Below are 12,496 nucleotides of genomic sequence, written 5' to 3'. Positions count from 1 at the left end.
AATCTCGCTTGCCTTTTTTATTTGCCTAAAAAGTTCCCCTCTAATTCAAAATTTCCCAAAAACGAATAAGAACCCGCTGGTTGTAACAGACTACCCTTAACAAAGGGGAGTTTGCTATGATTAAAAATTTTAAATTAATGGGCGGCATCGAATTAAAAGGAGACCTGGCTCTTCTTCTTATAATTGGAGGTTTGTATTCGCTCAGTGTCGCGCTTTCCAACACTTTTGTGAATATTTATCTTTGGAAGCAATCAGGACAATTTGCCGATCTTGGATTATATAATCTTTCCATAGTTGTTATGCAGCCTTTAACCTTTATACTGGCTGGCAGGTGGGCAAAAAAAGTCGATAGGGTAATTGTATTTCGTATTGGCATCATTTTTTTGGCTGTTTTTTACTTAACCGTACTGCTTGCCGGAACGCATGCATCTAAATTTTTATTCCTACTTGGCGGTCTTTTAGGCATTGGATATGGCTTCTATTGGCTTGCTTTTAATGTACTGACATTTGAAATAACCGAACCTGAAACAAGGGACTTTTTTAATGGATTTCTTGGGATATTGGGATCAACCGGAGGCATGATTGGCCCAATGGCCTCAGGATATATTATCTCACGGCTTGAAAAATTCACTGGGTACAGCGTAGTTTTTGGGATTTCTCTAGCATTATTTGCACTTGCTGTTCTTTTAAGCTTTTTCCTAAAGAGGAGACCAGCGAGCGGCAAGTATTGTTTTATTAGGATTTTGCAGGAAAGAAGACAAAATCAAAATTGGCGTCTCATAACCCATGCCCATTTTTTCCAAGGCTTGAGAGAAGGGACGTTTTTGTTTGTCATTTCGGTTTTTGTATTTATATCAACCGGAAGCGAATTAGCTTTGGGGACTTACGGTCTCGTTAACTCCGGTATTTCATTTATTGCTTATTTTACAGTATCCCGAATGATTAAAAAAAATCATCGAAAAAAAGCGATACTGATTGGCGGAATTATTCTCTACGTGGCTATTTTCTTTATTGTTTGGGATGTTACTTTTTATAAGCTGCTGATTTATGCAGCGTTAATAGCAACAGCCTATCCTATTTTACTCGTACCATATGTGTCAATGACCTATGATGTCATTGGCCAAAGCTGGAAGGCAGCTGAAATGAGAATAGAATACGTGGTGGTCAGGGAGATTTTTATTAATGCAGGCCGAATTGTCTCCATTCTAATTTTTCTTGGGGCCATCACCTTGTTTAATGAGGAAAAAAGCATTCCTGTCATCTTGCTGGTGTTGGGAGCAGGACATACCTGTATTTATTGGTTTATTAGAAAGGTCAAATTATCCACTGCCTGATTTAGCGATTTTAAAAAATGGTAAGGTTTACTCTTGGAAAAAAGTTTGAGTTTCTTTTAAAATGGAGAAAGTGGAATCCATTAAAGAAAGTGTGATAAACAATTGGTAACAAATAAGAAGAAGAAAAAGACACATGTCCCTTTAAGGTTAAATATTTTATTCTTCGTTGTATTCGTTCTCTTTTCAGCCCTAATCCTAAGGCTTGGTGTTGTTCAGATTGTATATGGAAATGATTTTAAACGGGAAATTGAAAGAACATCAGACATAACAACCAATAATCCTGTACCGAGAGGGAAGATGTTTGACAGAAACGGAAAAGTCATCGTCGATAATACTCCCCTCAATGCAATCACTTATACAAAATCACAAAATACAAGCCCGAAAGAAATGCTCCAGGTTGCAGAAAGGCTTTCAAAGCTTATTAATATGGATATAAAAAAAATCCAGGAGCGAGACATGAAGGATTTTTGGCTCCTGAAGCATCCTAATGAAGCAAAAGCAAAGATTACTGATAAAGAATGGGAAGAATTTAAGCAAAAGAAGCTGGACGATAAAGATTTGTACAAGCTTCAGCTAAAAAGTGTATCCGCCAAAGACCTGGCTCAAATCACGGATCACGATAAAGAAGTATTGGCTATTTTCAGGCAATTTAATAGTGGATATGCATTGACTCCGCAAATGGTAAAGAATAAGGATGTAACTCCACAGGAATTTGCTGTAGTCAGTGAAAATCTTGAAAATCTGCCAGGGGTAAATACAACAACCGACTGGAATAGAAATTATGTATTTGGCAGTACGCTTCGAACAGTACTTGGCGGTGTAACCACCTCTGACGAGGGTATTCCAAAAGAACAGCTTGATTATTATCTGGCAAGGGGTTACAGCCGTAATGAGCGTGTCGGAAAGAGTTATATTGAAAAGCAATATGAAGACGTTCTTCATGGTGAAAAAGGAAAGGTCAAAAATAAAACAGATAAAGCCGGAAATGTTATTTCCACCGAAGTAGTATCAGAAGGAGAGCGAGGCAAAGACCTTGTGCTTACCATTGATATGGATCTTCAGTCTCAAGTAGAAAAGATTTTAGAAGAGGAATTAAAAGCAGCGAAAAAGGAGAAAGGTGCTCAACTTCTTGATCGTGCTTTTGTTGTCATGATGGATCCCCATACAGGGGAAATTTTGTCCATGGCGGGGAAACAAATTGGCAAGGATGGAAAAATGAATGATTTCGCGCTAGGTAATATTTCAACATCGTATAACGTTGGATCAGCGGTTAAAGGTGCGACAGTCCTAACTGGTTATAAAACAGGTGCCATACATCCGGGATCTACTCAATATGATTCACCTCTTAAGATTGCACATACACCTGTAAAAAAATCATGGAAGAACTTTGGAACAATCAATGATTTAAGGGCGCTTCAGGTTTCTTCTAACGTATATATGTGGAAAACAGCTATTGCTATAGCAAAAGGCCATTATGAACTAAATCAACCGCTGCCAATAGATACAAAGGCTTTTAGTACTATCAGACAATCTTTTAGCCAATTTGGACTTGGGGTTAGAACAGGAATTGATCTTCCAAATGAGGCAACAGGTTTCCCTGGTCCTGATAAAACACCAGGTTTGCTGCTGGACCTTGTTATTGGACAATATGATACGTACACTCCAATGCAGCTGGCTCAATATGTCTCAACCATTGCAAATGGAGGATACAGGGTTCAGCCTCACCTTGTTAAAGAGATTAGAGAGCCAGGTGCAGATAATAAAGAATTAGGTCCTGTCATGCAGGAAATCGAGCCAAAAGTCCTTAACCGGATAGATGCCAAACCTGAATGGATAGACAGGGTGAAAAAAGGTTTTTATATGGTTGGAAATGTAGGCGATGGAACCGCGGTGAGATATTTCCATGGGGCCAAATACGTTTTTGCTGGTAAAACCGGAACAGCCCAGGCTTTTTATGATGGTCCCGACCGAAAGAAATATGGAAAAGAGGCTCCCGAGGTGATGAACCTAAGTCTAGTGGGCTATGCACCTTATGATAATCCGGAAGTGTCTATTGCTGTATTAGTTCCTTGGGCGTATCAGGGAGCCAATGGCCGTAGTACTAGTAACTATATCGGCCGAAGAGCTTTAGATGCCTATTTTGATTTAAAGAAGCAAAGAATGTCTCAGCCTGGGGCAGTGCCAGGCGCAGATCAGAACGCAGCAGTTCCAGTAACTCCTGCCGCAGGCCAAAATACTGCTGATACTCAAACATTAACAGGACAATAAATAAAAAAAATCGCTTCCTAAAGTGGAGGCGATTTTTTTATGAGTTTTTTTAGAGTATGCGGGAAAAATAAGCCTATTAATTATTGAAAGGAAGGATTCAGAAATTTACATTAACTAAACAAACATTTACAAAACATTTACAAAGTATTAAAACGGGGTTAACACTTAAGCTTTATTCTAATACCTGTAGGACAAAACAACCATATCTCTTAGGGGGAATAAAAGAAATGAAAAATTTCAAGAAGTTAGGCCTACTGATGATGCTAGCAGCATTAATGGTATTTGCAGCTGCTTGCGGTGGAGCTGCTGATAAAAAAGACGGCAACAAAGCAGACAATAAAACAGCAGGAAATAAAGAACTATCTGGGTCATTAGTACTTTCCGGTTCAACTGCATTGCAGCCATTAGCTTCTGCTGCAGCTGAAGAATTTATGAATAAAAATACTAAAGTCAGCATTCAAGTAAACGGCGGTGGATCTGGTACAGGTTTATCACAAGTTTCACAAGGTGCCGTTCAAATTGGTAACTCCGATGTTTTTGCTGAAGAAAAGAAAATTGAAGGACTTAAAGACAACAAAGTTGCTGTAGTTGGTATGACAGCTGCAGTTAACCCTAAAGCAAAAATTAAAGATATTAAAAAAGCTGATTTAATTAAAGTGTTTACAGGCAAAATCACTAACTGGAAAGAGCTTGGCGGAGCTGACCAAAAAATCACACTTGTAAACCGTCCTGAATCTTCCGGTACACGCGCAGTATTTAATAAGTTCGCATTAGATGGTGCAACACCTGCGCAAGGAATTACTGAAGATGCTTCAAATACAGTTAAGAAAATCATTGCTGAAACACCTGGAGCAATCGGTTATCTTGCACTTTCATACTTCACTGATGATACTGTAACGAAATTGTCTATCGATAGCGTTGAAGCAAGCAATGAAAATATTCAATCAGGAAAATTCCCTGTATGGGCTTATGAACATATGTATACAAAAGGTGAGGCTAACGAAGTAGCGAAAGCTTTCCTTGATTATATGACTAGTGATGAAGTTCAAACAACTTTATTACCAAAACAAGGCTATATTCCTGTAACAAAAATGAAGGTAGAACGTGACGCTGCTGGAAAAACTACAAATAAATAAGCATTTTGACTGACAGGGTAAATGCTGTTTAAGCTTTACCCTGTTTATCACGTAATTTTAGGGGTGTTTTATTTTTATGGAAAAAGTGGTTCCTGCAAAAGACAGATTATTAAAATCTAAAAAAAGCTGGATGGATGGGGAAGTCAGAGGCAGGATTCTTGTTTTTTTGTCTGCCATTATTATGATCGCTGCAACAATTTCGATTACTATTTTCATTGGCCAAAAAGGTTTACAGGCATTTATCAATAACGGTGTAAGTCTTATTGAGTTCTTAACCAGTAAAATTTGGGATCCAACTAATCAGAAGAATCCGGTATATGGAGCCCTTCCTTTTATTTTCGGTTCATTTGCTGTTACTTTTTTAGCAGCGCTGGTTGCGGCACCTCTTGGGATAGGTGCTGCAATATTTATGACAGAAATTGCTCCTTCCTGGGGAAGGAAAGTTTTACAGCCTGTTATCGAACTTCTAGTTGGAATTCCATCTGTTGTTTATGGATTCATCGGGCTTACAGTGTTGGTCCCTTTTATTAGAGATCATGTCGGAGGATTAGGTTTTAGTCTTCTTTCAGGTATGATTGTTCTTTCTGTAATGATTCTCCCAACGATAACCACTATCGCTACTGACGCTATGGCCACAATTCCTAAAGCTCTTCGGGAAGGTTCATATGCTCTTGGTGCAACACGATGGCAAACGATTCGAAAAGTGTTAATACCTGCAGCTATGCCATCCCTTTTAACTGCAATTGTTCTTGGTATGGCCAGAGCATTTGGTGAGGCGCTCGCTGTTCAGATGGTAATCGGGAATGTAAGCAAATTTCCGCATAGCATTTTAGATGCATCGGGAACACTTACAACAATCATTACCCTGAACATGGGTAATACTACATTTGGAAGCGTAGATAACAATGTTCTTTGGTCAATGGGATTAATTTTGTTAGTTATTTCATTTGTCTTTATTTTAATTATTCGATATCTTTCAGCAAGGAGGAAAATCTAATGAGCAGTAAAACATCAGATCGAATAGCAACCGGAATTTTTGTTACAATTGCCGTTATTATCATTTCCTTGCTGATTGGGTTATTTTATTTCATTTTAGTTAATGGTGTTAAACAAATTTCAATTGATTTTTTAACTAAGCCATCCAGCAATTTATTAGCCGGAGGCGGAATTCGGGATCAAATATTTAATTCATTTTATGTGCTAATTATTACAATGATTATTACTGTTCCGCTTGGTCTTGGCGGCGGAATTTATATGGCTGAATATGCAAAACCAGGAAAAGTTACTGATTTTATTCGAGTTTGTGTTGAAGTGCTTGCATCTTTCCCTTCCATTGTTATTGGGATGTTTGGATTATTAATGTTTGTTACATTAACGGGATGGGGATACACCATTTTAGGCGGAGCCTTGGCTCTTACTGTTTTTAACTTACCTGTAATGGTGCGTGTAAGCGAGGATGCCATTCGATCCGTACCACGGGATATTAAAGAAGCAAGCCTTGGTTTGGGTATTACCCACTGGCATACTATTAAGACGATTTTATTACCAAGTGCATTTCCTTCTATTCTGACTGGTGCCATTCTTGCAGCAGGGCGTGTTTTTGGCGAAGCGGCTGCTTTATTATTTACAGCAGGTTTGTCTACACCTCGGCTTGATTATTCTGACTGGAATCCATTCTCGTCAACATCACCATTAAATATTTTTCGTCCGGCTGAAACACTTGCTGTCCATATTTGGTCAGTCAATACTCAGGGATTAATTCCAGATGTAAAAGAAGTAGCGAATGGTTCTGCGGCTGTGCTAGTTATTTCTGTTTTGATTTTTAACTTATTAGCTCGGGGGATTGGCAGTCTTGTTCATAAAAAAATGACTGCATCGAAATAAGGAGAGGTGTTTGGTAATGGCAGTATCAACGAAAGATAAACCGGTTTCCGTACAACCAATCCAAAAAGAACAGATTTTGAAAGTCAATAATCTAGAAATATTTTACGGTGAAAAACGAGCCGTAAACGGAATTAGTATGGATATAGATAAAAAGGGAATTACTGCTTTGATTGGTCCTTCGGGGTGTGGTAAATCGACCTTTTTACGGAGCATCAATCGAATGAATGATTTAATTCCCGGAGCAAGAGCAGAGGGAGAAATCCTTTATGAAGATGTTAATCTTTTATCTAAAGATGTTAATGTGGTTGCTTTAAGAAAAGAAATTGGAATGGTATTTCAGAAGCCAAATCCCTTTCCAAAATCCATTTACAATAATATAACTCACGCATTGAAATTTTCAGGCATCCGCAAAAAAAGCAAATTGGATGAAATTGTGGAAGAAAGCTTGAGGAAAGCTGCACTTTGGGATGAAGTAAAAGACAGACTTCACAAATCTGCCCTTTCTCTTTCAGGGGGACAGCAGCAGCGATTATGTATAGCTCGCACCATTGCAATGAAGCCGGCCGTGATGCTGCTTGACGAACCATCATCAGCTCTTGACCCAATTTCAAATGCAAAAGTGGAAGAATTGATTTTGGAATTAAAAAAGGATTATTCCATTATTATCGTCACCCATAACATGCAGCAAGCTTCAAGGATTTCGGATAAAACAGCCTTCTTCCTAAGCGGGGATTTAATTGAATATGATATTACTGAAAATGTCTTCACAAATCCTTCCGAAAAAAAGACAGAAGAATATATTTCCGGGCGGTTTGGATAAGGGGGAAATAAAATGTCAGTTTTTACAATCACCGATAAAGCATTTGATGTAAAGGATTTTAATCTTTGGTATGGAGACCACCATGCTTTAAAGAACATTAATTTTCCCATCCGCAAAAAAGAAGTGACAGCTATTATTGGTCCGTCTGGCTGCGGTAAATCTACTTTTATCAAAACATTAAATTTAATGATCAATTCTATCCCAGGGGTTAAAATGTCTGGTGAGATTAACTATAACGGACAAAATATCCTCAATGAAAAACTCGATCTTGTAGATCTTAGGAAAAATGTAGGGATGGTGTTCCAAAAAGGGAATCCATTTCCCCAATCTATTTTCGATAATATTGCATATGGCCCGAGGATTCACGGGAAAAAACGAAAAAGAGATCTCGAAGAAATCGTAATAAAATCCTTAATGGATGTTGCACTGTGGGATGAAGTTAAGGACCGGCTAAATGCTCCTGCGCTGGGTCTATCAGGAGGACAGCAGCAGAGGCTTTGCATCGCTAGAGCACTCGCCACAAAACCTAATGTGCTCTTAATGGATGAACCTACATCAGCTCTTGACCCTATCTCTACCCTGAAAATTGAAGAAATGATATTAGAATTGAAAGAAAAATACACAATCGTTATTGTTACCCATAATATGCAGCAGGCTGCCCGTGTTTCGGATAAAACGGCTTTCTTTTTAATGGGTGAGCTAATCGAACTGGATGAAACTTCAAAGATTTTCTCCCAGCCGTCCGACGAAAGAACAGAAGGCTATATCACAGGAAGATTCGGATAATATGAGGTGAATGAAGGATGAATACTAGATCAAATTTTGACAGCAGCTTAAAACAATTAAAAGATATGTCTTTGGAAATGGCAAGACTTTCAGAAATTGCAGTAAAAGAAGCAATGGATGCTCTAATCAGGCAGGACCTTGAAAAGGCAAAACAGGTAATTGAAGCTGACAATGTTATCGATGAACTTGAATTCAAAATCGATGATAAAGCAACTCTTATGATCGCAACCCAATCACCAGTTGCGAAGGACTTGAGGAAAATCCTTGTTGGACTTAAGATTTCCTCTGAAGTTGAGCGTATTGCCGATCAGGCTGTCAATATAGCTAAATCAGCCCTTCATATCGGAAAAGAAAAACATATTAAAGAAATTGTTGATATACCCAAAATGATGGATATGGCTCTAGAAATGCTTAACGAAGCATTAAAAGCGTTTTATACCGAAGATGCAGCACTTGCTCGAAAATGTGCTGAAAAAGATGATGCAGTAGATGAGATGTACGGCAGACTTGTGCAAGAGCTTTTGGGCTATATTCCAGAAAAACCTTCTTCGACCAATCAGATTACCCAATTGTCATTTGTCTGCCGTTACATTGAAAGAATTGCAGACCATACTACAAACATTGCAGAAAATGTTATCTTCCTTGTGACAGGGAAACGATACGATTTAAACACATAATTAAAGGCAGCCCATACACATGAAGGGTCTTTAAAAATGTTACCTAGATGATGAAAGATATCATGACTCATTTAGCCTTCCTATAGTACAAAAAGGGACTTCATTTAAGAAGTCCCTTTTTGTACTATTAAACACTTATTGTTTAGTGATAATCCTTGCAATTTGCTCATAATCCATGCTGCTTGTGACTTCAAAGTTTCCAAGCTGTACCTTTGACTCGTAGTGATGCTGGGTCAGGAAAAAGGTAAATTCCTTTTCATTTTCAATAATTTTTTGAACTGCAAGTTCGTGTACGATATCCTCAGTAGTCATTCCTGACTTTATTTCCAGGCGGTAGGAATATTCTTTTTTAGCAGGCTCCTCGGTTTTTGTTTCAGCTGTACCTTTTTTGCCAGTTACCGATGGGCTTTTATTTAATGAGGCCTTATTTTTTAATGCTGTATATTCATTTTTTTTCATTACAACATAGCCACTTTTTTCTACTTGAACCTTTGCTGCCTGTTTACTGAAAGAAGTTGTTTCATGGGGAAGAAAAGAATAATAAAAAGTTCCCATTATACCTAAAGCAAAAATTATACCAGTGGCGAAAGCCCTCAGACTGCGTTTATCCATTGTTTTTTCCCCACTCGGAAAGTTCTTTTAAAATGGCATATACTTCATTAATCGAAAGAGAGGATTGCTGTGCAATCTGTTCAATTGGTTTCCCCTGCTGTGCGAGAGCCAATACCTGATTTTTAATAATATCATGAATTTCTCTCTTCTGGTTTCGGCTGCCTTCTTCCTTGAACCTTAACGGAACGGAAGGAGCCTCAATGTCATTGACTAATAATTCTTCTTCCAAAACCTTTAGCTTCTTTTTTAGTAAATAATTCTCTTGGACCTGCTGCATCGTAAATTGGTCAAACTCATCCTTTAAGGATTTATATGTATCTCTTTGAAAAAAAGAGATGATGAATAGAATAATAGAAAAGCCAAGCAATCCAAGCATGATTGCTGCCATAAAAAACACCTCATTCCTATATACAAAAAATATTCTATCATTATTTAAGTGGATTTTCGATATTTTCCAAAAAAAATGGCGCTGAAGGTCGAAGGGGAGATTAAATATTTTACTTGTTTCTGTCGAACAGAAACAAAGTTGTTGAACCAGAAAAAAATATTTTACTTCAAAACAAGTCCCCTCAATAGAAAGCAGAATCCGACAATTTGCGTTTATTGTACCGTGCCTGTAGCGATGTTACGATAAGAGTAATAAAAAGGAAATGTGAGCATATACTATCTGGTTAAAGAAAAATACAGTAGTTATACATAGAAGAGGGGCAGACCATGACAAATTTAAAAATGGAGATTAGAGATGCTGAAACGCCCTTGAAATCGGCTGAGGGGGAACATTTACACTTTATACCGGGAATATGGGTCGACGGCAAAGCATGCTGGATTACGAATGCAGGGGAAAAGATTTTTTATGAAGAACAGGTTTTAATAAAAACTCACATGGAACAAATCCATTCCAAGATTCACTTTTATAATATTTATGTAAGCAGCCAAAGCACAAAGCCCCTTAATATTAAAGTTTTAATGATGAACCATCATCCTCATCCAGGAAAGGGGCATTTTGCCTTCATTTCCCCGACTGATTCGGTAACCTATCATCTCGCGGATCAAAAACTTAACTTAGTTAATGCATACAGCAAAGGGGCTTTTAAAAAACAATGTACTATTTTGCCATACTGGAATGTGTACACCGATCAAATATGGGCTAATCTTGAAAGAGGGAGCTTAAAGTATCAGCCAATGGTAAAGGGAGATGCTGCCAGCATTATCACTTACGAGAAAATTTTTGCTCCAAAAGAAACCGTGAAAATCCACTGCTGGTCCATTATGGGGGATAGTAAGACAGAATTATTTTCATTAGATCGCTCACTTTTAAAAAACAGACTAGCATTTCCTTTTGAAAAGTGATATTATAGAAAAGTCGTATGAACGAACTAGCTGCAAATGGTTTGGAGGGAAAAACATGCGTGTAAATATTACGTTAGCTTGCACAGAGTGTGGAGATCGTAACTATATTTCAACAAAAAATAAACGAAATAATCCTGATCGTCTTGAGCTTAAGAAATATTGCCCAAGAGAAAAGCGATCTACAACTCATCGCGAAACAAAATAAACAGCAGGTGTATTCCTGCTGTTTTTTTTATGCGTAAATATATGAGGAGGGTCTTCTAATGAAAGAAAAATCCGAGCTGAGGCAAGAGATAAAGGACAAATTATCAGCACTGTCTAAACCCCTCTATGAACATTGGTCCCTGGCCATTGCGCGGGCTTTATATGAAACAAAAGAGTGGAATGAAGCAGCCGTCATCGGGCTGACAATTTCCAAGGCACCTGAAGTAGATACATACCAGATTATCCGTAAAGCCTGGGAGCTTGGAAAGACAGTTGTCATTCCTAAATGCAACCCTAAGGATAAAAGCATGACATTTAGAACATTAACATCCTTTACACAGCTTGAATCAGTTTATTTTGGATTGTATGAACCAATTGAAAAGGAAACAAAAAAAATAGTCTCTTCAGAGATTGATTTATTAATTGTTCCTGGTGTAGCCTATGACCAAAAAGGATACAGAGTTGGATTTGGCGGAGGATATTATGACCGTTATTTATCTGCATATACTGGTAAAACAGCTTCTCTCGCTTTTACACCCCAAATTATTGAAAACCTTCCTTTTGAACAGCATGATCTTCCAGTTTCAAAAATCATTACGGAAAAGGGGATTATTGAATCAGGATGATGGAAAATTTAATTATGGTATCAGTAATAGTCATTATTGCATTGACAGGATATTCTTTACGATCTTTAACTGTATCGGGGACTGCCGCAGCAATAATTACGGGAATTGCCATTTATGCTGGTTTTGGAGTAAGCGGACTTATCCTCCTCGGTGTCTTTTTTGCCTCCTCCAGCCTATGGTCCAAATACAAGAGTTCACAAAAAATAAGGATTGAGGAAAAATTGGCTAAGGGGTCCAGAAGGGATTGGCGCCAGGTGGCCGCCAATGGTGGCTTGGCTGCAGTACTTGGGATAATAAATTCGTTTTATGAGCTTCCTGTAACATTAATATGCTTTCTTACCGCTTTGGCAAGTGCAAACTCGGACACCTGGGCTTCGGAAATCGGATCCCTCAGTAAAGGGATGCCTATTAGTCTAAAAACGTTAAAACCGGTTGATAAAGGAACTTCGGGGGCTGTCAGTTTGCTTGGCACAATCGCAGCTTTGGCGGGTGCCTTTCTTATAGCGGTGACAGGAGCCCTGCTATTTAAGATTTCTGCATCCCTGGCATTTCTAGTGTTTCTCTTAGGTTTTATGGGGAATCTGATTGACACTTTTTTAGGCGCATATTTCCAGAAAGTATATAAATGTCCCTCTTGCGGGCTGGAAACCGAAAAAGCTATTCATTGCGGACGAGCTGCCGAAAGAATACGTGGCCTTGCGTTGTTGGATAATGATTTTGTTAACTTTATTTCAGGAGCCTTAGCTGTTATATTGGCTGTGGCTGTATACGGAATTTAAGTCTAATAGGGACGGAGGAG

Annotated in this window: 14 protein-coding genes; 12 read left to right on the top strand and 2 right to left on the bottom strand. The window is 38.3% G+C overall.

The window, feature by feature from the left end:
• Positions 1-116: 116 nt before the first annotated feature.
• The 8 genes from G8761_RS06830 to phoU all read left to right on the top strand — a co-directional run bounded on the left by G8761_RS06830 (position 117) and on the right by phoU (position 8,905).
• The gene (locus G8761_RS06830; protein WP_166024980.1) at positions 117-1,334 is read left to right on the top strand and encodes an MFS transporter; all 1,218 of its coding nucleotides are present in this window, start codon (positions 117-119) and stop codon (positions 1,332-1,334) included.
• A gap of 102 nt (positions 1,335-1,436) precedes the next feature.
• Positions 1,437-3,602 carry a peptidoglycan D,D-transpeptidase FtsI family protein gene (locus G8761_RS06825; RefSeq protein WP_166024978.1) on the top strand — a complete coding sequence of 722 codons (2,166 nt, stop codon included), beginning with the start codon at positions 1,437-1,439 and terminating at the stop codon, positions 3,600-3,602.
• A gap of 227 nt (positions 3,603-3,829) precedes the next feature.
• On the top strand, positions 3,830-4,738 hold the full coding sequence (locus tag G8761_RS06820) for a phosphate ABC transporter substrate-binding protein (protein ID WP_166024976.1): 909 nt from the start codon (positions 3,830-3,832) through the stop codon (positions 4,736-4,738).
• A 76-nt stretch (positions 4,739-4,814) separates the two neighbouring features.
• Positions 4,815-5,735: a phosphate ABC transporter permease subunit PstC gene (gene pstC, locus G8761_RS06815; RefSeq protein ID WP_166024973.1), complete on the top strand. Its 921-nt coding sequence runs from the start codon at positions 4,815-4,817 to the stop codon at positions 5,733-5,735.
• Positions 5,735-6,622: a phosphate ABC transporter permease PstA gene (gene pstA, locus G8761_RS06810; protein ID WP_166024971.1), complete on the top strand. Its 888-nt coding sequence runs from the start codon at positions 5,735-5,737 to the stop codon at positions 6,620-6,622. Before pstC ends, pstA begins: the two co-directional genes overlap by 1 nt.
• A 16-nt stretch (positions 6,623-6,638) precedes the next feature.
• Positions 6,639-7,442, top strand: a complete 804-nt coding sequence (gene pstB / locus G8761_RS06805) for a phosphate ABC transporter ATP-binding protein PstB (RefSeq protein ID WP_166024969.1) — start codon at positions 6,639-6,641, stop codon at positions 7,440-7,442.
• A 12-nt stretch (positions 7,443-7,454) separates the two neighbouring features.
• Positions 7,455-8,228: a phosphate ABC transporter ATP-binding protein PstB gene (gene pstB / locus G8761_RS06800; protein ID WP_166024967.1), complete on the top strand. Its 774-nt coding sequence runs from the start codon at positions 7,455-7,457 to the stop codon at positions 8,226-8,228.
• A gap of 17 nt (positions 8,229-8,245) precedes the next feature.
• Positions 8,246-8,905: a phosphate signaling complex protein PhoU gene (gene phoU / locus G8761_RS06795; RefSeq protein WP_166024965.1), complete on the top strand. Its 660-nt coding sequence runs from the start codon at positions 8,246-8,248 to the stop codon at positions 8,903-8,905.
• 135 nt (positions 8,906-9,040) lie between these two features.
• Here the strand turns inward: phoU and G8761_RS06790 are convergent, their stop codons facing one another.
• Positions 9,041-9,517 (bottom strand): endolytic transglycosylase MltG, encoded by a 477-nt coding sequence (locus G8761_RS06790; RefSeq protein ID WP_166024962.1) that lies wholly within the window; start codon positions 9,515-9,517, stop codon positions 9,041-9,043.
• Complete coding sequence (locus G8761_RS06785; protein WP_166024960.1) at positions 9,510-9,905, bottom strand: hypothetical protein; 396 nt, start codon at positions 9,903-9,905, stop codon at positions 9,510-9,512. The genes G8761_RS06790 and G8761_RS06785 overlap by 8 nt, the downstream gene beginning before the upstream one ends.
• A 326-nt stretch (positions 9,906-10,231) precedes the next feature.
• On the opposite strand from G8761_RS06785, the gene G8761_RS06780 reads away from it, so the two are divergent.
• From G8761_RS06780 to G8761_RS06765, 4 genes are read left to right on the top strand one after another with little or no spacing between them, the layout of a single operon-like run.
• Positions 10,232-10,867 carry a hypothetical protein gene (locus G8761_RS06780; protein ID WP_166024958.1) on the top strand — a complete coding sequence of 212 codons (636 nt, stop codon included), beginning with the start codon at positions 10,232-10,234 and terminating at the stop codon, positions 10,865-10,867.
• Between the two features lie 55 nt (positions 10,868-10,922).
• Positions 10,923-11,072: a 50S ribosomal protein L33 gene (gene rpmG, locus G8761_RS06775; protein WP_081679947.1), complete on the top strand. Its 150-nt coding sequence runs from the start codon at positions 10,923-10,925 to the stop codon at positions 11,070-11,072.
• A gap of 58 nt (positions 11,073-11,130) precedes the next feature.
• A complete protein-coding gene (locus G8761_RS06770; RefSeq protein ID WP_166024957.1) occupies positions 11,131-11,697 on the top strand; it encodes a 5-formyltetrahydrofolate cyclo-ligase in 567 nt (188 codons plus the stop codon).
• On the top strand, positions 11,694-12,476 hold the full coding sequence (locus tag G8761_RS06765; RefSeq protein WP_166024955.1) for a DUF92 domain-containing protein: 783 nt from the start codon (positions 11,694-11,696) through the stop codon (positions 12,474-12,476). Before G8761_RS06770 ends, G8761_RS06765 begins: the two co-directional genes overlap by 4 nt.
• The last annotated feature ends 20 nt before the right edge of the window (positions 12,477-12,496 follow it).

The organism is Neobacillus terrae, assembly GCF_011393025.1.
Lineage (GTDB): Bacteria > Bacillota > Bacilli > Bacillales > Cytobacillaceae > Neobacillus_A > Neobacillus_A terrae.
The sequence above is the reverse complement of the archived record's forward strand: the minus strand, read 5'-3'. Positions and strand labels throughout refer to the sequence as shown.